The organism is Paenibacillus sp. NPDC058174, from assembly GCF_042883865.1.
Lineage (GTDB): Bacteria > Bacillota > Bacilli > Paenibacillales > Paenibacillaceae > Pristimantibacillus.
This window is the reverse complement of record NZ_JBHVUY010000002.1, coordinates 495,943-516,627: the sequence shown is the minus strand read 5'-3', so window position 1 is coordinate 516,627 and position 20,685 is coordinate 495,943. Positions and strand designations below refer to the sequence as shown.

Genomic DNA, 20,685 nt, shown 5'->3' with positions numbered 1-20,685 from the left:
AAGGAGATCATCCCATTGAATATTCAATATCAGTATCATGGCAAGCAAGATTGCGAACCAGGCTACTATTGGGGACCCGGCTACAAAGAGCAATATAAAATTATGTTCATTCATAAGGGCAAAGGGATCTATCGGTTCAATGACAAAACCTATGCCCTAGAGAAAGGCCAAGGCTTTCTTGTCTTCGCCGATACCGTTTGTTATATGAAAGCAGACCATGATGATCCGTGGGTGTATTCGTGGTTTGCTTTTACAGGGGATGATGTACAGCCGCTGCTGGATCAAGTTCAGTTAACGGCCGACCATCCGATCTTCTCATTCTCATCGCTGCATAAGGTAGATGCTTATTTGGAAGAATTAACGGATATGGATACCGGCGACCTGAACGGCCAGCTCCGCTGTCAAAGCCTGTTATTCCGTCTGCTGGCGGAATGGACAGACCTGCTCCTTGCTGACCGGCAAACGCCGCGCAGCTTTCGGGCCAAAGATGTATACGTTCGCAAAGCGATGGACTACATCCATACGAACTACAGCCTGAAAATAACAATTTCCAGCCTGGCCCAGTTCATCCGCATCGACCGGATTTATTTATCTACATTGTTCAAGGAAAGCTCCGGGCTCTCACCGCAGCAGTATTTGCTGCAGTTCCGCATTCAGAAAGCATGCGACCTGCTGGTGAATCCTGCGCTGAGCATCACGGACGTATCGCACTCCGTCGGGTACAACGACCCGCTGCTATTCTCCAAAATGTTCAAAAAAGTGATCGGCTCCTCGCCGACTGCCTATAGGGAACAACGGTATCGCGTTCTGGAGTGAGGTTTGTGGGAGCGTACGCAAATTTAGGTAATAGACGCAGGCGGGGTTGGCTTCACAATTCGTGAAGCTAACCCCGCTGTATGCTAATGCTATGAAGTGAAAGTAACTTTCTGCTGCAGCAGTGGTTCGACTTCGCGATATATCTATCATATCGCCAAACCAACAAACCTAACGCAGAGCGAATCTGCTTCGCTATTTAGCGAAGGCAAGTTCGCTCTTTCCGCTCTGCTGTTACAGAGTACCGTCTAAAGCGAACTTAATTTCGCTATCCATGAACCTAGGTTCGCGAGTAGCGAAATTAAGTTCGTTCCACGTCCCCCACCTTCGAAAATCAAACCCAATAGCGAAGATCGATTCGCAAATTTGCGAACCTTCTTCGCTAAAATCGAAACCTTAACGCTATCGCCTCCAATTGTGATGGACGCGCAGGCACAACTCGACTGTATTAACTGCATTCCCCAACTGGCTCATCAACCAGGTCCTGTACGACGCCCCCTTCTATTTATATAGCGAATCCCTTTCGCTAATTTGCGAAGGCAAATTCGCTCTTTACTCCTCTGACGCAGCACCCAAGAGCTACAGCGAACTGATTTTCTCTATCCATGAACCTAGGTTCGCGAGTAGCGAAATTAAGTTCGTTCCGCGTCCCCCACCCACGAAAATCAAGCTCCACAGCGAAGATCGATTCGCAAATTTGCGAACCTGCTTCGTTGGAGTCATATGAGGATATGACATACAAAATACTATGCTGCCACAACTCCACTTCTGGACGGTATACACACGCTGCCCGGTTTGAGCATATTTGTATATTAATGAATCAACAACGAGATGAACTCCTGCAGCCTCGTAACAAACCTCCGTTTCGGGGGCATCAAGATCACACTATACGTCTATGCGTCATGAGGAGGCGAAGCATTGAGTAAAACTAAAGCGGAACCTATGGACATGGGACAGTCTTTCAATAAATCTGAAAATAATGCAGCTAAACTCGCCCTCATAGGCAGCGCCGTTACTACATTAGGGGATTTTATAACGACAATCGCAGCTGTAATAGCTCTGGAAGAACTCGCTGTTAGCGACATTCTCGACCAAGAAAACCAACGGACTCAAGATGAGAAAATGTCAAATATGCAAAAACAAATTGATTACTTATCCGCACAGCTCAATCAATTATCGAAAAAATAAACATTCTCCAGCTTCTTCGAACGCAAACAAGCAGCCGTCATCGGCTGCTTGCTGCTTTTTTCACTATAATGCTATACTTTAGCTCTCTAAATTCCCCAATAATCCGGCGCGCTCCAATTTGGCTGTCATCTCAAGCAAGGTGACACCGCAAATTTGAGTACCTAACTCAACTGTTTCTCCTGGAGTCTGGTTCCATGCTGGGCCAAACAACGTATTTTCCGCATCACGGCCTTCATTCCACATCCGTTCAGCATTTTGCAATAAAACTTCAGTTACAAAGGAAAATTGCTCCGGGTAATCAGCTGCCAAGCCGGCTGCATAACGAACGAATATGCCTTTGAACAACCCCCCGTCCCCGTTCCCTTCATCCGGAAGCAGGTGCGTTTGCGGATCTGTCAGCTTCTTAATCGTAATGCTGGCCGTTGCAGCCGCATCGTCTAAATAGCTTTGCTGGCCCGTCGCCTGGTACAGCTCATGAGCCGCTCCTATGAAAACACCCTGACAATAGGTAAACTCCCAATGTTTATCTATCATTCCGTCACCTGTTCTATTCATGCCGTCCCACACAAAGCCATTTTCGGGATCAACCAGCGTATTTTTTTGCCATGCATATATTTTTTTGGCCCATTCCAAATCCTCAGAATCGCCAAAGGCCTTGTACAAGTGCATAGCTAAAATAATAGCGGGAGCATTAGCCGGCGTGTTTTTGTAATCGAGCTGGCTTTTTCTCCAGGCAATGCCTCCGCCCAAATTGTCGTTCCACCCGGTTTTGATATCTTCCCATAATTCATGAACGGCTTTCCGGTATTTCTCTTCCCCCGTCGCAGAGTATGCCCGCAGCCATGCCAGCGCCATCCATTCCATATCGTCATACAATTCATTCGGCCAAGCGCCGCCATTGCGCTGAAGCAAGCCGTCATACAAATTAGACAATGTTGTGCGATATTCGTTATCGCCTGTCCTGACATAACCGTCAACCAGCACGTCTACCGCATGCGCCATCCACCAGTAATGAAAGATAGTATTGCAGCTTCCATCCGGACAAGGCGTCTCAATGTTGTACATATTAATATCAGGATTCCAAAAAAGTTCATGAAGCTTCTGCTGTGCAAGGTCGGCCCTTGCAGCATATTTAGTCATTTTCAGTCCTCCTAAAGCTCATCTTTTAAACGAAATTAACCTTTGACTCCGCTAAAGGCGATGCCTTGCACAAAGTATTTTTGCAGCAATATAAATAGAATTAGAATAGGCAAAATCGCAATAATCGCGCCTGCCATCATGGGGCCGAAGTCCGTCTGATGGTTATAGGAAAAGGCCTGCAATCCCATTTGAATCGTATGCTTCATTGGATCGTTCAGCACGATCATAGGCCAGAGGAAAGCATTCCACCCTGCCTGGAATGTAAAGATCCCGAGAGTTGCCAAAGCCGGCTTCGTAAGCGGAAGATAGATTCGCAAAAAGATACGAAACTCCCCAGCCCCTTCAATTCTGGCCATTTCCATCATGTCGCTCGGCAAGGTCAGAAAAAACTGTCTCATGAAAAATACAGCAAACGTACCGGATGCTCCAGGAAGAATAATCGCCCAGAACGAGTTAACGAGACCGTATCCTCCTGAACCCATCCAGTCATTCCCTCCTAGAAACGGGAATTTCATCAGGACGTAAAAGCTCGGAATCATGGTAACAATACCAGGAATCATCATGGCCATAAGCAAGACACGGAATATGGGCTGCTTCAGCCGGAACGACAGCTTCGCAAATGCATAGCCGCTCAACGAGCCGAAGAAAAGATTCGTTAATACCCCCATCACGGCCAAATAAAAGGAGTTCATAAAATAACGGGCAAAAGGAACCGTCTCGAAGGCCGCTATATAATGCTCAAAAGTTATTTTCGACGGAAGGAAACGTATAGGCACCGAGAAAATTTCCTCGTCCGGTTTAAATGATGTAATTACGCTCCAAAGAAATGGCAAAAACATCGCCACAGAGATAAGGAGCGCTACGGCATACAGCACTACGCCCCTTAGCGATTTTGAGGAATTGGATTTCACACCGTTCACCGCTTTCTATACGATTGGCTCTTCCGCTTTGGAAAGCCTCATATTGATCAATGAAAAAATCAGAATAGCAAGAGCAAGGACAAACGCTTGAGCGGAAGCATAGCCCATTTGCAATTGGTTAAAGCCTTGCTGATAAATGAGATATACCGGCGTTTTGGTCGCATTTGCCGGCCCGCCTTGCGTAAGGACAAAGGCTTGGTCAAATAGTTGAAGAGCCCCGATAATTGCCATCGTGCTGACCAGAAACGTTGTTGGCCGAAGTTGAGGCCATGTAATATAAAGAAACCTTTGAAACGCATTCGCGCCATCCAATTTGGCAGACTCATATAAAAAGTCAGGCACGCCTTGCAATCCCGCCAAATAAATAATCATGTTCGAGCCAATTGCCTGCCACAGCGTAACCATAATGACAGACAGCATTGCAGTGCCCGATTGCGCAAGCCACGCCGGACCAGTAATACCGAATAAGCTCAGCAATCCGTTCAATAAACCATAGTCGGGATGCAGCACCCACAGCCATACCGTTGCGGCTGCAACAGCCGATGTCAGGGTTGGCACGTAATTCATTGTCCGGAACAGCTTAATCCCCCGTACTGATCTATTTAAAAGCAAAGCCACAGACAGCGATAACAGAATATTTAATGGAACAAAAATAATCGTATAGTAAAACACGTTGCGAAAGGTTTGCCACAGCAGATTATCGCTCACCAGTTTGCGGTAGTTGTCTAATCCAACCCAGTCCTGATGACTGAGTACGTCATAATTAGTAAAACTTAAATAGAAAGCCATAATGACGGGGATAACAGTAAAAATGGCAAACAGCAGCAAAGTCGGCGTAATAAACAAATAAGCGATTCTCGCTTGATGGCCGTTTAATTTTCGGGTTTGAAACATGCTGTTCTATCCTCCTTTAGAGGTTTTTATTTCACTAGATGAATGCCGCATACGTCCAGAACAAGCTCACAGTACATCATATTTGCCCAAGAGAACCATTCTCTCGTAAACTGCAGCGGATCATCTGCATGAAATCCTTCATGCATCATTCCTTTACCTGCGTCCGTACTTTCCAGCAAGTTAAGCAAACGGATTTTTTCTGCGGCATCTGTCGTCGTTAACCCTTGCATCGCTATCGCGATATGCCAAATATACTGATCTGGCGTATGCGGGCTGCCAATGCCGGATGCCTCGGAACCAGCAAAGAAATACGGATTATCCGGGCTTAAAATAAATTGTCTCGTATTCAGATACAGAGGATCGTTCTCACTCGTGTAGCCTAAATAGGGAATGGACAGCAGGCTTGGTACATTCGCATCATCCATGAGATTGTAATTTCCCAGTCCGTCAGTCTCGTAGGCGTAGATCATCCCATAATCAGGGTGCTCCACTTTGCCATAATCATGTATACCCAAGTCAATTTCCTGTGCCAGTTGCAAGGCCTTGGTCTTCAGTTCGTCATCACCCAATACCGTTTCAGCAATTTCAGACAAATACTTGAGAACGACGACAGCGAACATGTTGGAAGGAACAAGATAGCCATAGTCGCAAGCATCGTCGCTTGGTCTAAAGCCTGACCATGTCATACCTGTCCGGGCAGTCAAACTTCCTTTTCCTTCTCTTGGCAATGTATTGGTAATCGGGCAGTTTTCACGTTGGAAACGATACTCCGAATCGCTTTCATGATTTTGTTCGATTGTCCAAGTATCAAGTATGATACTAGCAGCTTTCTTAAACGTCGCATTGAATTGAGAGGTTTCCCCTGTGTTTTTCCAAAGCAAATAAGCGAGCTGAATCGGATAACACAAAGAATCTATCTCATATTTTCTTTCCCATATCCACGGAGTCATCGCCGTTTTATCGGCCTGATGACCTTTACCGCTCGCATCCTTATTGAAGGCGTTGGCGTATGGATCCTGAATGACATATTGGAACTGTCTTTCCACAATTCCGAGCAATAAGCTTTTAATATGAGGGTCTTTCTCGGCAAGCAAAATATAAGGTCTGGCTTGAGCGGCAGAATCACGCAGCCACATAGCCGGGATGTCTCCGGTGATTACGAAGGCTGTGCCATCCGAAAGCCGGCTGAAGGTTGTATCAATCGTATTCCGTATACATGACGCGAACATAGCTTGCGTCTTGGTGCGATCGGGGAGAGATTGTTGCACTCTAGCGATCAGTTCATCTAAAGATTCTGTTTGATAAGCAGTGTTACTCATGGTTTTCCTCCATCCAGCATTCATCTGTATTTAGTGTATTGGAGCAGAAAGAGATTTCCGCAATCCCTCTCCGCCCCTGTATCTGCTTTTATTTGACTGCCGAGTTATTTTTCAGCAGACGATCACCTTGCTCTTGAGCCTTCTTAAGCGTAGTTGCCGCATCCTGCTTGCCCTCTAAGAAAAGCTGTATATTCGGGATCAGCGCATCATTTTCCATCACTGAGTACCCCGGATGCTGCGGTCTAATTTTCGCAAATTCAAGCGTTTCAAGGAATGGCTTCCAGTCCGGATCATCCTTGAAGAACGGATCTTCAAGCGCAGGCTTGTAGCCAGGAATGTTCAAGCTCATTTTCGACCACATCAAGTAATTGTCTTTATTCGCAAGCCACCATTTCACAAACTCCCATGCCTCTTCTTTATGCTTGGAGCCCTCCGCGATAACAAGCCCGAAACCGCCCATTACGCTTCCTTGATCTCCGTTCGGCCCTTTAGGTGGGGCAACGACACCGTAATCAAGCTCTTTCCCGTATTTCTTATACGTGCTCAACATCCATGGTCCTGTATAGAGCATCGCAAGCTTGCCAGTAACAAAAGCATCGGTGCCCTCGCCAAGACCTTGCTCAAATCCAGTTTTATACACTTTGTCTTGATTGAGCATACGGTCCCACAGATTCAATACCGCTAGACCTTTGTCGTTATTAAAATTGGTTGCATCATTGCTCTCATTCATCATCGACCCGCCTGCCTGCTGCAAGTACAGATTAAACAATCCCGGATCGCTGAATGAAAAGCCCGCTACTTCCAGCTTATTGCCGTTCCATTTCGTCAGCTTCTTGGCAGCAGCCTGCAGCTCATCCCAGTTTGCCGGAGGCTGAAGATTAGCTTCGGCGAACATCTTCTTGTTATAGAATAATGCGCGCGCATCTACCGTTAACGGAAGACCATAAAGCTTATCGGCGTAGCTTAACTCCTTTAACGCCTCATCGTAATAGTCCTCTTTCTTAATACCGTCGCGTTCCATATACTCATCGATCGGGTGTAGAACATTTTTAGGTGCATACAGATTTGTCCGCCAACGATCCCAGAACATAATATCAGGTGAAGCTCCAGCAGTTGAAGCTGTAAGAAACTTCGTAATCATATCTTGCTGAAGCTCATACTTTACGCGTATTTTATCCTGAGACTTGTTGAACGCGTCCACCATCGTCTCGAATTGTTTTTGCCCTTCTCCGCCCCAATCACCCCAGAAAGTAAGCTCGACTGGTTTGCCGCTATCTTTTTTTCCTGCTCCTGCATTCGTATCTGAGTTGTTCTTCCCGCAACCCTGAATAATCGAAGCCATTAAGAAACAAGATAATGCAATAACGATCCATTTTTTCATTTCAATCCCCCTCGTTGTTATTAAGCGCTTTCAAATAAAATAATATTAGATACTTGATATTATGTCAACATATTATTTAACCATAATGATATATCAATACAAAAAAAGATGCTCGAATTCTTCGAGCACCTAACGAATCTTTATGATTATAAAGTTGAGTCTCCCTTAATGATGCTATATGGAACCGTATTGTGAAAAGGAACCTCCTGCGAATCCCACTGCTTCTGAAGAAGCTCAACTGCTTGTCTACCCATCTCAAATTCGTCTTGTCTAACATGAGTAAATAAATATTTATGAAAGGGACTTCGCGGAGAATCGAAACATACAATACTGCATTCTTCAGGAATCTTTTTACCCAGTGATAGAAGCACTTCTCTCAAAATCAATGCCAAATTGTACTCGGCAACAACAAACGCGGTAAGATCAGGATTCAGCTCAACGAATGTTTTGACATTCTCAAAATCGACTTGAACGTTGCGTTCTTCAAAGGAACGCGGTACAGAGCTGAATAAATTAGTCATAAGATGCTGGGGATTCAGCTGCTGACCGTGCATGATTAATGCTTCTGTATAACCCAGAATTCGGTCTTCGATCGTTGACGTGTTCTCGGCAGGAAGCGAAATAAAGCCGATCTTCGTATGCCCGCGGTCGATTAAATATTTCGTAATGTCGTAGGAGGCAGAACGATTGTCCGTATAGACGGAACATGCAGCCAGCCCTTTCAAGTAACGGTCAACAAATACGAGCGGGTATTTGTCGAGCACAAGCCGAAGGAATTCTGGGCTATAATGTTCGCCATGCACGGGGAAAATAATGAGTCCATCGACGCCGATTTGATGAAACGACCGGATCGCTGCCTCTTCTTCTTCCCGCTTGTCATAAGTGAGCTTCATCATCATTCTTCCGCCAAGCTCAGAGCTCCTCTCCTCGACGCCTTGAATAAGGCGTAGTCCATAGGAATCGGCAAAGTCAGGCAAAATCAGTCCAATAACCTTCCATTGCTGTTGACTGGATTTGTTCTCACTTTCCTTCTCCTTGCGATCAGGCATATGCTCCGCTACAAAGGAACCTTTTCCTTGCACCCTCTCAATCAAATGATCGGAGGCCAATATCTCCAGCGCTTTCTTGGAGGTTATTCGGCTAACGCCAAACTGGGTTGCCAGTTCTTTCTCGGAAGGCACTCTGCTGCCGGTCGGGAGCTCCCCGCTTTTAATCTTTTCGTATAGGTAGTTATAGATTTGCTCATACAATGGACCGTCCATTTCATCATCCCTTGATGTATCATGATATATCAACTATACCTAAAATCATTTTAGTGATCAAGAAATAATTAAATTCGCGAGTTAATTGTATATTAGGTTTGTAATCAATTCCATTGCGGGCAGTGAAAAAATTGCACTGATTATAATTATAGCAATGGCAGGACCTAGAAACTGATTTGATTTAAATATCGCTTTCCCTATAAAAAAGAACACGGTAAGGCCAAATAAACTTGTAACAGCTACTAAAGCTGCCAAAGGTTTATTATCTTGACTCATAAAGCCGTCCTCTAAATTGAAAGCGATAAAGAATACAGCGATGAAACATCCAAATCCCACTCCAGCGCAAGCAATCATATAAAGCACCTTCCCTAGCTTCAAGGCTTGTCCTCCTCAATAATTGATATCATTTTCAAATCACTCATGTTCTCAGAGTAGCACAGCAATAAATTAAAAATAGTACCATCATTTTCTAGTACCAGATTGTGAGTTATGGTCGTAAAGAAAAGAGCAGCTGCCCTGGCAGCTGCTCTTAGATTGTTCAATTAAAGTTCTTTGGTTAAATCTCACATACCTCTGCTTCATGCCATTTCAAATCTAGTGAAATTGGAGGATAATAAATAGGGTCGATCCATAAATAGGTTAAGTCCTTCAACAATTGACCAAGCATTATTATACCTTTATCATTTTGTTGTATTTTCCATGCTCCACTAGCCATTACTTTACCAGTCTCCACTTTTTCAATTGCTTCTGACCAATTGTACTCCGTACCCTTATATTGCTCGATCTCGAGCAGTCTATTCTCGTAATTCTTTTGTTTATCTTGCTCCATCTCTTCCGTTATCTCCGAATCCCATACTTCTATGAAATCAAAGCCCTTAAGCTTGGATTGGAGCACAAGATCTCTGAACTTATCCGTTACGTAGATATTACTTTGAACATGCTCTTTAATTTTAAAAATGTACTGATCTTCCAATTTATCTTCCACAAAATAAAGCTTATCAAACCCTGCAAATTCACCATGACGATCTTTAAAGCTTGTTGATCGATCATAATTAACACAGTCAGCAACGTTAGTAATGTTCACCAGTACATGTTCATTATTATCAATTGATAAATATTGCACATATTTATTTATGTAGTTATTCAATATATCGACTGACTTCCTAGAGAATACAAGTACTCCAAGAGTAAAATGAGGCAAATCACTTTTTATTCCCTTTCTGCTAACTTCCATTCTCAAAGGCTTCCAATCTAAAAGATACCTTCCTTCTTCTGTACGATAGAGTTGTTCCTTATCCTCATTAAAGTTAACCAAATTATATGTAAAACTTCTTCGATCTGATTTGATTTCCCAAACTTTCATCGTTCCACTTCCTATTCTAATTTTAGAAAAAAAGTCATCTATTATTTAATCGGTAGAAATTACCGGTTAATAAACAAAATACCGAAAAGTCATAAGACTTTTCGGCTGTGATTAATTAATGAACTTGTACTTCCGCTTTGATATCATTTGACTTAAAAATTTCATTAAATCATTACTCATCTGCACAATCTCTTTATTAGCATTTTTCGCATAATCCGGCAGCATCATATCCCTAACCATTCTAGTTCGCAGCCATATTATAAAGAAATAATCCAAAAATAAGTTTGGGAGCTTAAGCACCCTCTTAAGCATTGGCGGATCAATTGCAACGCCCGCTTTTTGTATTGCCTTTAGATACACTTTTAAAGTGACTGTTATTTTACTTGCCGTCTTTCGGGTTCTGGCTGTTTTTTTGTTGATGATGTTACTATATTTTTGCTCTGATTATCCTTTAGTGCTAATAACGCTGATTCCGACCGAACATAACGAACGGTAACGAAAATATAATCGTAGATATCGTCAGAGCAATTTTTCAATTTAGTGGGGGACCTATATTCAAGAGGGATTACGTCTTATTCTAAAAAGTAAGTCTTTCATTCGACAAACACAATCAGTTTCCGAACACTCTGAACTCGCTGAAAGCAGTCCAAGCTCCCAGAGGAGTTTCGGTTACGGTTACTTTTAGATATCTTCCAGTTGCTGAATAATTGTGCGTCTGAACCTGAGTTTGGCTGGTGTTCGCAGTTTTGTCTGCAACCGTTGTCCAGTTGACATCGTCAGCAGATACTTCTATTTTATATTTCCAAAGCCGGTCATTATCGAGAAATTGGATTTGACTTCCTGTCAAATTATAGCTGCGCCCGAGATCAACCTTCCACCAGTTATTAGGGTTTCCGTTGCCCGCAGACCACCATGTTCCCGCTTTGCCGTCTACGGCCCTGTCTGAGGTGTTCGCATTTTGACTAATAGCTGTAGCAGACTTGTTAACGGCAATATTAACTGGGGTGCCAAACACTCTGAATTCGCTGAAAGCAGTCCATAAAGATGCGGGTGTTTGGGTGACCATTACTCTCACATATCTTGCTGTAGCCTTGTAGCTGTGTGTCTGCGTTTGTGCGGTGCTTGTATTGGCTGTACTATCCCATACTGTCGTCCAATTGGTGTTGTCTTGCGAGATTTCAACCTTGTACTTCCATACATAGGTATCGTTCATGAAAACAATCTCGCTCCCGGTTAAATCGTGGTCTTGGCCCAGATCTACTTTCCACCAATTGTTCGCATTTCCGTTGCCCGCAGACCACCAAGTGCCAGTATTTCCATCAGCAGCCATGGCTGCTGTATGAGTATTCTGACTTATAGCAGATGCAGTCTTATTTAAGGCAATATTGATATAGTCAGCCGGAAGCTTATAGTGTTTGTAATAATCAATTTCAAAGTATTTAGGATATGCTGTACTCGGATCGTAAGGTCCGGTCCAGTACGAATTATCTTCGGACTCATACATGCTAAGAAGCATTACACTTCGATAAGAGGGAGAAAAATTAAATTGCTTTATCACTGCCCCATCCAAATACATTTTCATTGATCCCGGCAGCCATTCAAAGCCATAAACATGCCAATCAGCTACATTAAATCCCGCAGGTGTAACATTGCTGCTCATTCTTTGCATGCCCGGATCATCCCACTTGTGTGTATTTATCTGGTACTCTCCGCCGTTTCTACCGAGTATTTCGAAAATGTCTACTTCACCGTTTTGATTCGTCTTCTTCGTATTTACATTGAAGTCATCCTGCATGCCTGTTATCCACCAGGCAATATGATCTCCTCCGCCGATATTAGCCCGGGCTCTGATTTCATAGTATCCGTATAGCGGTGCATAGCTTCCCGCCTTCTCGCTATGATCCGGAGTCATATTCTTTGTTGTAAATCCTCTTTCGGTACCCCACGGCAGCCAGTCTTGGTTTGCGGATACAATTCCGCTCACGACATAATTATTGTCAGTCGCATCTTTCCCCCAGCCCTTAAAAGGAATACGGAGCTTTAACGTACCGTCGGAAACCTCATAAGAAGGATTAGAGAAATTGTGAGTTGACGGATGCCAGCTTGGAAAATATTTGGGATACCAATAATTCAAGTTGATAGAACTGCCTTCAAAATTGTCTTCCACGTGTAATTGCCATTCAGTGTTAACTGGCGGCGCAGCATCTGCAGTATCAATATGGCCAGCAAAGATTGTCAAACCTAATGCAGCAAACGAAAGAAGGCAACTAACAAGCACCTTGTTCAAATGATCATCCTCTTCCTCCAATTAAATTAATCAACTTTCAAGTTTAGACGATATCTACATCGGCAACACAACGGAATCCTACGTTTCCAGATGAACTATCCGGAGTGTTTTTACTTCGTGCAGCTACCCGATAACGATTGCAATAGGAGTTATGACATAGGTAGGATCCGCCTCTCATCGATTTCGACTCACCGCTGGAGTGGAAAGCGTCATCCGCCCATTCCCACACGTTTCCCGACATATTGTATAGTCCGAATCCGTTCGGTTGATAAGAACGTGCGGGTGCCGTACCCAAATAGCCATCTTTGGTGGTGTTGTGATAAGGAAAATCCCCTTGCCAAATATTGCAGCGATGTTCTCCGTCAGGCTCAAGTTCGTCTCCCCAAGGATATCGTTTCTGTACAAGTCCGCCGCGAGCTGCGTACTCCCATTCCGTTTCCTTAGGCAATCGTTTGCCAGCCCAATTGCAATATGCGATTGCATCGTTCCAAGATACATGGATGACGGGGTGATCATACCTATTATCCACACCTGAATCCGGACCTTCCGGATGTCTCCAATTCGCGCCTTCTACCACATACCACCACGGTGTCTCGGTTACCTTATGCTTAACTAACTTCGCAGTCTCTGAGGAAACAAGCAGATGAAAAACGAAAGACCAGCCATACTTTTCAGCATCTGTAATGTATCCAGTCTCATTAATAAATCGACTGAACCGTTCATTCGTAACCGCTGTTTCATCCATATAAAAGGGAGAAACGGTCGTATCTCGTACGGGCCCTTCCCCGTCTTCCGGAAAACCTTCCTTTTCGTCGGCACCCATGAGAAAAGTCCCCCCATGAAGGTACAACATACCTTCACGCTGCAGTTGAGGTACGGCGTAATTAGAGACTACATTCGGTGTATCTGCAGCTGTCTTCACCCCAAACCGTGCCGATTCCCGGGAGGCAGAACAACAAGAAGATAGCTTAATCTCCTTGCTCCCGTGTGATCTCATACTCTTCCCCCCCTTATGAAGCTGCGCAGTTAAGTAACAACATGAACGTAAAGATCCTTCGCTAGACTGTCCGCTTGGTTTGCAAATCCAAAATAAAATGCTGCATGGGCAATCATTCGATTTTCCGAAATCAATGTCCAACACTCGACTTGAGATGTTGCAGACAAGCTTGCGGTGTTCTGCCGACTATAAGATTTACTCCATCTGTGTACCCTTCTTCTCTCCCAGTGAGTTCTCGTATTAATCGGTTTCTCCAACATTCCAGCACCTCCGCTTGCTCCCCCGACATCGCAAGGTTGCGCAGCTCATTAGGATCCGCTCGAAGGTCGAATAATTGCTCCTCACCTGTCTGGGAATACCAAATGTATTTGACCTTTCCATCGGTTACGTAATGATAGGAAAGTTCAGAGTAGGCATGCTCACCATGGATGTAATCCCTCCATTCTGTCGCGCTTACGCTAGTCCCAAGAGGAATGATGCTCTTTCCATCAACCGATTCTGGAATCGGAACGTCGGTTGCATCCAGTAAAGTTGGCATAATATCTCTCAGTTCTACGACACCGTCCACCTGCTTTCCGCGGACGAGATTCAACTTGCCTGTCGGGTCGTTAAGGATGAGCGGCACCTTAGCGCTTCCTTCATAAGGCAATCTTTTCTGGTACAACCTATGGTCCCCCAATAAGTCGCCGTGATCGGACGTAAACAGAATGATCGTTTCCTTACTAACGCCGAATTCGAATAGGGCGTTCAGCAAACGGCCAACCTGATTGTCAATATGGGTAATCAACGCATAATAAGCTGCCATGGATTTACGGCGCATGCGTTCATGTACGTTGCCTCTATTGGTGGTTGGGTTAAGTCCGTCACGTTCCGGGTCATCGGTCCGGGCCCAATCGCCTATCGGCGGCTCCGGCAGTTCTATTCCGTTGTAAAGATCAAGAAATATCTGCGGAGGATCAAGCGGCGAATGCGGCCGCACGAACGATGTCCATAAGAAGAAAGGCTTGCTTGGATCCCTGCGTCTCAAGAAATCAATGGATTGGGTAACCGCCCAATTTGTCGGATGGAGAGATTCGTCCAGATGCCACGGTCTTGCAACCGTCGAAGCATTGCAATCAAGTCCATGATCCATAATGTCATGCTGCGATCCCGCCCGCTCTCTCAACCAAGTTAAATAATCGTCAGTTTGATCCCACCACTGAAGCGCAGATGACTGTGAACGATCCCGGTTGTAATGCATGTACCCGTCATGCAAAACGATATTATGGAATCCGCATAGGCTGCGCGTCGGATATACGTGCATCTTTCCGACACTTTGCGTATGGTAGCCTGCCTTGGCGAACTCGCCGGGCATCGTGTGTTCATAGTTCCAAGGCACCTTGTCCTCGTATCCGACCCTTCCGTGATTTTGCTGGCTCATTCCCGTAAGAATAGCCGCTCTGGCCGGAACGCAAGATGGAGTAGCAGTATAAGCGTTTGAATAAGTGACGCCAGTTCTCGCCAGATTGTCCAAATTAGGCGTTTCGATTACGGGGTGACCCAGAAAGTGAAGGCAATCCGCCCTCATCTGATCTACAGTAATGAACAAAACGTTAGACTTCATATGATCCCTCCTTTGAGTTTACCGATAATGGAGTCAATCACCACGACAGCCCGGGACCTCCGATTTTGTCATCGTAATGCCGGGCTTGTTTCCTTAGCCTTTTACCGCACCGGCGGAGATACCGCTAATAATTTGCCTTTGAAATAGCATATAAAGCACAACAATAGGCAATGAAATGAAGACCATGCTAGCCAGGATAATATCCCATTTGCTCCCGTAGGTTCCGAATAGTTCATACATTTTAATGATCAGAGTGTTCGAATTGTCATCTGAAAGCAATAGAAACGGAATGAGGAATTCATTCCAGATCCATAACGAGTAGACGATCGCGACAGTGCTTATGACCGGTTTCATTAACGGTACGATAATCCTGAAGAAAACGTCCAGTTCCGAACATCCATCGATATATCCTGCTTCATCCAACTCCTTTGGTACGGACTTGACGAATCCATGAAACATAAGAAGGGCGAATGCCCCCGATGTACCGATATTAATGAGCGATACGCCTATAATGCTATTGTTTAGATTGAAGTAGTTCGCCATCTGAACAACCGGAATCATATAAGCGAAAAACGGAATCAAGTAGGGCAAAATAAACAACGTATACATAAATCTATTAAATTTCGAATTCACCCGACTAAGTTTATACCCCGCCAGCGAAGCAGTAATCAGAATACCGATTACCGTTATGCCAGTTAGCAGCACGCTATTCTTTAAGGATTTGGCGTAATCCAAGGACTCCAAAGCGGTTGAGTAATTATCGAAGTTGAGTTTGGAAGGCAAGGAAATGTAAGAATCAAACATCTCGCCGTAAGTCTTGAAGGAATTCATGACAGTCATAAAGAGCGGATAAAGATACAAAATGACGCTAATCAACAATCCGACGGTTAACCAATTATTTGATTTACGGTTAGTCTCCATCAGGCTTCAACTTCTCTCTCTTTGAAAAATTTCAGTTGAATAAAACCGGCAGCAAAGAGTACCAGCGCCATGATTACAGCCTTAGCCATGCCATATCCGTACTTAAATTCACCGAAGGCATTGGTATAAATGTTCAAAGACAATAAATCAGTCGCATATCCAGGCCCGCCGCCCGTTAAGACGAATACAGCATCAAAAATTTTGAATGATGACATGCAACCCGTAAAGACGCAAATCGTTACCGCGGGCATGAGCAATGGCAGAATTATTTTCACAAATAAAGTAAGGCTTGTCGCGCCTTCCATTCGGGCGGATTCTAAAATAGATTTATCTACGCCCTGCAAACCAGCCACATAGATAACCATGAAGTATCCCAAGGTATACCAGACATTCATTATGATAATGGCATAGATCGCATTACTCGCAACACCTAGAAAATCTATATTCAGGAATGGCAAATGCAGCTTCTCCGCTAAATCAGGCAATGCGTCAATAAAAATGAATTTCCAAGTAAAACCAACGACAACTAACGCAAAAATATAAGGCAGGAAAAACAATGTACGGAACACGTTCTTCAATCTAGATTGAACTGATTCCACCGCCAGAGCTAGTAATATGGCAATTAAATTGGATAATAGGACGTTTAGAAAAGTAAACAAGATCGTAATCCATAACGAATGAAAGAAGTTGGAATCACTTGTGAAAATATCGACGTAATTTTTAATCCCGATAAAGCATGCACTGGGATCCATCGTGGAATCCGTAAACGACATCCATAACCCTCTTAATAAGGGAATAAAAAAGAATATGACGAACATAACAGTAAATGGTAATAGAAAAATCCAATATGACAGCCATGAACGCCATTTTTCTCTAATATTGACTAACGACATAAGCCGACTCCTCTCATAAATTAAGATCAGACGATAACCTGACGTTCAGAGGTTACCGCCCGATTATGTTAGCTATTTGACGGCTGTTAGCTCTTTCCATTTGTCATCCAGCAGTTTGAAGAATTGTTTCTTATCAATCTCTCCCAAAACATACCTTTGCATTTCTTTTCCTACTGTGTCTTGGAAACCGGTTGGCCAGTACGTTTTAATGAAACCTACTGTTTTGCCGCCGCTTTGTACATAAGTATTGGCGTCAATGCTAAGCGGATTCGTTATTTTTAATTCCACATCCGTTTTCACCGGAGAAGCCTGATTAAGAACTTCCGTATACGCCTGAGCGCCGGCTTGGGAAGTCATCCATTTCAAGAAAGCTTTCGCTTCTTCCGGATGTTTCGTATCCTTAGACACAAATGCGATTCCTTGGGCTGAGTAAAGCATGACTGCATCATCCGGATTGCTGGAAACCGGGATAGGAGCCAATCCTACCTTCACATCGGGATTCATATTTACAATATTGTTGGAATACGTCCAGTCTCCTTGGAAGGCGATACCGGCTTTATCTGTTGCAATATTGTTAGCCAAATTATTGATATCGCTCGTCAATGGACGGTTAAACGTATTGCTCTTCACGATATCGATAAGCTGCAGCGATTGTTCCAGTCCTTTATTATCGGAGAAAGAGGCCTTACCCGAAGTCATATCGGCATACCATTGAACGAAGTCGCCCGCGTTCGCGTTCGGCGCGAGAACATCCCAGAACATTTGGTGGCTTACCCACACGTCCTTGAATCCAGTCGCTATCGGAGTTACGCCGATGGCTTTCAGTTTTTCCACAGCTTGCGTGAGTTCATCCAAGGTCTTAGGAGGTGCTGTAATGCCCGCCTTCTCGAAGACGGTCTTGTTGTAAATCATCCCCTTTCCTTGGGCAAGGGTAGGAATTCCGTATACTTTACCTTTGTATTTACCCGCATCTTGAAATTGAGGCAGTATTCCGTCGATTATTCCCGAATCTGTCAGGTCAAGAACATAACCCGGTTCAACATAATCTGCATTTGCCACGTATCCGTTTCCATCGAACAGATCAGGAGCATCCCCTGCAGCGATTCTCGACTTCAGAGCGACGAGATAATTATCGCTGACATGCTTGAATTGTACCGTAAGATTCGGTTGATCTTTCTGAAGCGCATCATTGATGAATTTCTTTTGATCCGCCGTAATTTGCTGCATGGTGAAGTACTCGAGCGAAACAGGCTTTCCTATTTGTTCAGGAGATGCGCTGGTGCTCTCAGAGGCAGGGGTGGAACCCGATGCCGGCGGGGTTAACGCTTCATTCGTGGTGTTGGAGTTGCCACATGCTGCTAGAGACAGCGATAAAAGCAAGACAATAACGGAAATCAAAATATTTCTTTTCATATAAATCCTCCTGCTCAGCCCATTTTTTGTTGGACGATTCGTACAATTGTTCTCGCCCATTTAATATCCAACTTTTTTACTATGAATTCATCTTACCCTTTCACGTTATACGAAGATATGTATCTCCTTGCCATTCATTTGTATTCTATTGACGAATAAAGACAACTCTAGCTCAATCTCTAATCCTTCCCTAATCTCTTAAATAGATCGGAAATGTTATCTTACGAAGAACAGTAGCTCCAATTGGTACTAATGTGACGGGGTGGGATGCTTCATCTTGATCAAGCAATTCTCCATTCAGCCGATTCGAGGGCTTCTCCCATCCCGCTTCCGTTTTTAAGGAATTGTTTTCAAAAGTAAAACCAAAGTTTTGTTTCGTTCCATCCAGCATCCAGTCCATATGAACGAGATTTTCACTATTAGGAATTGCATCGAAATCAACAAAATCTGTTCCCTCATAACAATGAGTAGTGATTCGCTGCTCTGTGATTGGCAGAGCATAAAGTAACGGACCTCTATTAAGCGCGGCCTCCCCATTCACAGCATAGGTTAAATTGATATCAGACTGGAATAGAAGACGTATCTGATCCTTACTTTTCCAACTTTTAACTATAACTAAATATCCATCCTGCTCTGTGATTTTTGCTTCTTCGCAATGTACGTCATAAGCAGTCGACCATGCTGGAATACGGAAATATAGCGGACATGCCAGATCTTTCTCTAAAATAATATTGAATATAAAGCTTTCATCGAATGGATAAGACGTTATCGATTCAATTTCAATTGCAACATTTTGGATTGTAGTTCTAACACAACTTGGGCCATAAGAAACCATAGCCAAGCCCTCTCGTTCCCCTACTCCTACTCGCATCCACATCTGGTTCACATAATACGGCATCAGCTTGACTGAGTTTCCAGCACAGCAGAGGGCTCCCTTCTCATGTGTAGGTGAATACTGGAACTTCGCTAGCTTTTCTGTAGGATTTCCCGAACTAATGTCCTCTGTGGTTGCACTTGCGCGGTTATCCTTGCACAAATATGAAATGGCTTTGCCATCCGGAAGTCTTGCACCTTGTGCAGCATTAAAGGCAAGTCTTTCAATTCGCTCTGCCCATTCTATATTTCCCGTTTTTTGAAGCGCGGCATACATGCTGATCATTAGTTCAGTGATGCCGCAATACTCATAAGGCAAAGAAGGGTCTGGATCGCGGCCAATAATATTCTCATCCCCTATACAAGCACCGCTTGGAACCAAATAACGTTTGATTTTCGTATAAGCATTCTCACTAGCCTCTTTAAGTACAGGATCCCCCGTTGCATAATACAGCCAAATTGGAATTCTCAAATGCTCAGTAGTATGCGGGGCATGCCACATGAACGGCTTTTCCAGGTCCAATAAATGCTCTAGCTGATTATCCGTATCCCGAATCTTTTTTGCCGAGCAGTAATCCTCATAGCACCAAAGCCCAAATGTCAAAAAGTCATCTTCCCCCGTAATCCTGAAGAGCCATTCTAGAACCTCAACCATCATAAGACCATGTCCCGTTCCTCCTGCCGGTTCCTCATTATTAAAATATGAATTTTTATTGCCGGATCCATAATGCTGCATGGTTAAGCGCATCGCTTTCACAACCGCATCCAAATACTCTGTTTTCCCAGATAGCTCATAGTAAGCAAGCATAACCATAAAAATACGACTTTGAGTCCAAAATTCACCATTCTCTTTTTTATGCTTAAATCGAGTTAAACTCGTATATATACCAATGTAGCCATCCCCATCCTGACTATGCAGTATCTCCTTTATATAGTTGTCCGCGATACGAATGTCCTTCTTGCTCCCAGTCAAATATGCCATCCGTATATAACCATCCAGCCAAAAAGCAGTTTGCTCACCGCTCCACCAGGTTCTAGGTGTGTCTTGTACCATGCCAGATGGTGTAACTTCAAAACTATCCACCCGCTTTTCCTTAAATATTTTAGGATTGATAAAGGAAGTCAGCTGAGGTAAATGTCCAGCGATGCCTTCTTCCAAATCCTGTTTCATTTGTTGTAAAATCCAGCCTTTAGGTTTAATTTCTCCTACATTTAATGTATTAAAATAAGATCTTGGCATCTCGTGAATAGAACTCATAGCGGTAACAACCTCCTGACATTTAATAAGCAACCCCAAGTATATTACTCCGCAAGTAATTACAGCAGGTATACGCTTGTCATCCGCTTGTACTAAATTGCAAAAGGCTATCCTATCGCAGATTACTCTACTGACAAGATAGCCTTTTTTATAATATTCA

Annotated in this window: 17 protein-coding genes; 2 read left to right on the top strand and 15 right to left on the bottom strand. The window is 43.9% G+C overall.

What is annotated here, in order from left to right; translation table 11 throughout:
- Positions 1-15: 15 nt before the first annotated feature.
- Together ACFVVF_RS13800 and ACFVVF_RS13795 are read left to right on the top strand one after the other, a co-directional pair.
- Positions 16-816 carry an AraC family transcriptional regulator gene (locus ACFVVF_RS13800; protein ID WP_387810175.1) on the top strand — a complete coding sequence of 267 codons (801 nt, stop codon included), beginning with the start codon at positions 16-18 and terminating at the stop codon, positions 814-816.
- A gap of 915 nt (positions 817-1,731) precedes the next feature.
- Positions 1,732-2,001, top strand: coding sequence for a hypothetical protein (locus ACFVVF_RS13795; RefSeq protein ID WP_387810173.1), 270 nt, complete (start codon positions 1,732-1,734; stop codon positions 1,999-2,001).
- A gap of 78 nt (positions 2,002-2,079) precedes the next feature.
- Here ACFVVF_RS13795 and ACFVVF_RS13790 read toward each other — a convergent pair whose 3' ends face one another.
- From ACFVVF_RS13790 to ACFVVF_RS13720, 15 genes are all read right to left on the bottom strand, one after another.
- Positions 2,080-3,141 (bottom strand): glycoside hydrolase family 76 protein, encoded by a 1,062-nt coding sequence (locus tag ACFVVF_RS13790; RefSeq protein WP_387810170.1) that lies wholly within the window; start codon positions 3,139-3,141, stop codon positions 2,080-2,082.
- Between the two features lie 35 nt (positions 3,142-3,176).
- Positions 3,177-4,061, bottom strand: coding sequence for a carbohydrate ABC transporter permease (locus ACFVVF_RS13785; protein WP_387810167.1), 885 nt, complete (start codon positions 4,059-4,061; stop codon positions 3,177-3,179).
- A 6-nt stretch (positions 4,062-4,067) separates the two neighbouring features.
- A complete protein-coding gene (locus tag ACFVVF_RS13780) occupies positions 4,068-4,955 on the bottom strand; it encodes a carbohydrate ABC transporter permease (RefSeq protein WP_387810165.1) in 888 nt (295 codons plus the stop codon).
- 26 nt (positions 4,956-4,981) lie between these two features.
- On the bottom strand, positions 4,982-6,274 hold the full coding sequence (locus tag ACFVVF_RS13775; RefSeq protein ID WP_387810162.1) for a glycoside hydrolase family 125 protein: 1,293 nt from the start codon (positions 6,272-6,274) through the stop codon (positions 4,982-4,984).
- 88 nt (positions 6,275-6,362) lie between these two features.
- The gene (locus tag ACFVVF_RS13770) at positions 6,363-7,655 is read right to left on the bottom strand and encodes an ABC transporter substrate-binding protein (RefSeq protein WP_387810159.1); all 1,293 of its coding nucleotides are present in this window, start codon (positions 7,653-7,655) and stop codon (positions 6,363-6,365) included.
- 146 nt (positions 7,656-7,801) lie between these two features.
- The gene (locus tag ACFVVF_RS13765; RefSeq protein ID WP_387810156.1) at positions 7,802-8,917 is read right to left on the bottom strand and encodes a GntR family transcriptional regulator; all 1,116 of its coding nucleotides are present in this window, start codon (positions 8,915-8,917) and stop codon (positions 7,802-7,804) included.
- Between the two features lie 81 nt (positions 8,918-8,998).
- A complete protein-coding gene (locus ACFVVF_RS13760) occupies positions 8,999-9,295 on the bottom strand; it encodes a hypothetical protein (protein WP_387810153.1) in 297 nt (98 codons plus the stop codon).
- Between the two features lie 178 nt (positions 9,296-9,473).
- Entirely contained in the window at positions 9,474-10,280 is an 807-nt protein-coding gene (locus ACFVVF_RS13755) for an imm11 family protein (RefSeq protein ID WP_387810150.1), read from the bottom strand.
- 610 nt (positions 10,281-10,890) lie between these two features.
- On the bottom strand, positions 10,891-12,558 hold the full coding sequence (locus ACFVVF_RS13750) for a discoidin domain-containing protein (RefSeq protein WP_387811463.1): 1,668 nt from the start codon (positions 12,556-12,558) through the stop codon (positions 10,891-10,893).
- Positions 12,559-12,610: 52 nt separating this feature from the next.
- Positions 12,611-13,564: a formylglycine-generating enzyme family protein gene (locus tag ACFVVF_RS13745; protein WP_387810147.1), complete on the bottom strand. Its 954-nt coding sequence runs from the start codon at positions 13,562-13,564 to the stop codon at positions 12,611-12,613.
- Positions 13,565-13,694: 130 nt separating this feature from the next.
- Positions 13,695-15,167 carry an arylsulfatase gene (locus ACFVVF_RS13740; protein ID WP_387810144.1) on the bottom strand — a complete coding sequence of 491 codons (1,473 nt, stop codon included), beginning with the start codon at positions 15,165-15,167 and terminating at the stop codon, positions 13,695-13,697.
- A 93-nt stretch (positions 15,168-15,260) separates the two neighbouring features.
- The gene (locus ACFVVF_RS13735) at positions 15,261-16,088 is read right to left on the bottom strand and encodes a carbohydrate ABC transporter permease (RefSeq protein ID WP_387810141.1); all 828 of its coding nucleotides are present in this window, start codon (positions 16,086-16,088) and stop codon (positions 15,261-15,263) included.
- Complete coding sequence (locus ACFVVF_RS13730) at positions 16,088-16,861, bottom strand: carbohydrate ABC transporter permease (RefSeq protein WP_387810137.1); 774 nt, start codon at positions 16,859-16,861, stop codon at positions 16,088-16,090. Before ACFVVF_RS13730 ends, ACFVVF_RS13735 begins: the two co-directional genes overlap by 1 nt.
- A gap of 192 nt (positions 16,862-17,053) precedes the next feature.
- Complete coding sequence (locus ACFVVF_RS13725; protein ID WP_387810134.1) at positions 17,054-18,394, bottom strand: ABC transporter substrate-binding protein; 1,341 nt, start codon at positions 18,392-18,394, stop codon at positions 17,054-17,056.
- Positions 18,395-18,584: 190 nt separating this feature from the next.
- Positions 18,585-20,525 (bottom strand): beta-L-arabinofuranosidase domain-containing protein, encoded by a 1,941-nt coding sequence (locus ACFVVF_RS13720; protein WP_387810131.1) that lies wholly within the window; start codon positions 20,523-20,525, stop codon positions 18,585-18,587.
- Between the last annotated feature and the right edge of the window lie 160 nt (positions 20,526-20,685).

Bases quoted from the DNA above. Each gene is read 5' to 3' on its own strand.
- ACFVVF_RS13755 (WP_387810150.1), bottom strand. From the start codon at position 10,280: ATGAAAGTTTGGGAAATCAAATCAGATCGAAGAAGTTTTACATATAAT.
- ACFVVF_RS13740 (WP_387810144.1), bottom strand. From the start codon at position 15,167: ATGAAGTCTAACGTTTTGTTCATTACTGTAGATCAGATGAGGGCGGAT.
- ACFVVF_RS13775 (WP_387810162.1), bottom strand. From the start codon at position 6,274: ATGAGTAACACTGCTTATCAAACAGAATCTTTAGATGAACTGATCGCT.
- ACFVVF_RS13790 (WP_387810170.1), bottom strand. From the start codon at position 3,141: ATGACTAAATATGCTGCAAGGGCCGACCTTGCACAGCAGAAGCTTCAT.
- ACFVVF_RS13725 (WP_387810134.1), bottom strand. From the start codon at position 18,394: ATGAAAAGAAATATTTTGATTTCCGTTATTGTCTTGCTTTTATCGCTG.
- ACFVVF_RS13730 (WP_387810137.1), bottom strand. From the start codon at position 16,861: ATGTCGTTTACGGATTCCACGATGGATCCCAGTGCATGCTTTATCGGG.
- ACFVVF_RS13780 (WP_387810165.1), bottom strand. From the start codon at position 4,955: ATGTTTCAAACCCGAAAATTAAACGGCCATCAAGCGAGAATCGCTTAT.
- ACFVVF_RS13770 (WP_387810159.1), bottom strand. From the start codon at position 7,655: ATGAAAAAATGGATCGTTATTGCATTATCTTGTTTCTTAATGGCTTCG.
- ACFVVF_RS13765 (WP_387810156.1), bottom strand. From the start codon at position 8,917: ATGGACGGTCCATTGTATGAGCAAATCTATAACTACCTATACGAAAAG.
- ACFVVF_RS13720 (WP_387810131.1), bottom strand. From the start codon at position 20,525: ATGAGTTCTATTCACGAGATGCCAAGATCTTATTTTAATACATTAAAT.
- ACFVVF_RS13745 (WP_387810147.1), bottom strand. From the start codon at position 13,564: ATGAGATCACACGGGAGCAAGGAGATTAAGCTATCTTCTTGTTGTTCT.
- ACFVVF_RS13735 (WP_387810141.1), bottom strand. From the start codon at position 16,088: ATGGAGACTAACCGTAAATCAAATAATTGGTTAACCGTCGGATTGTTG.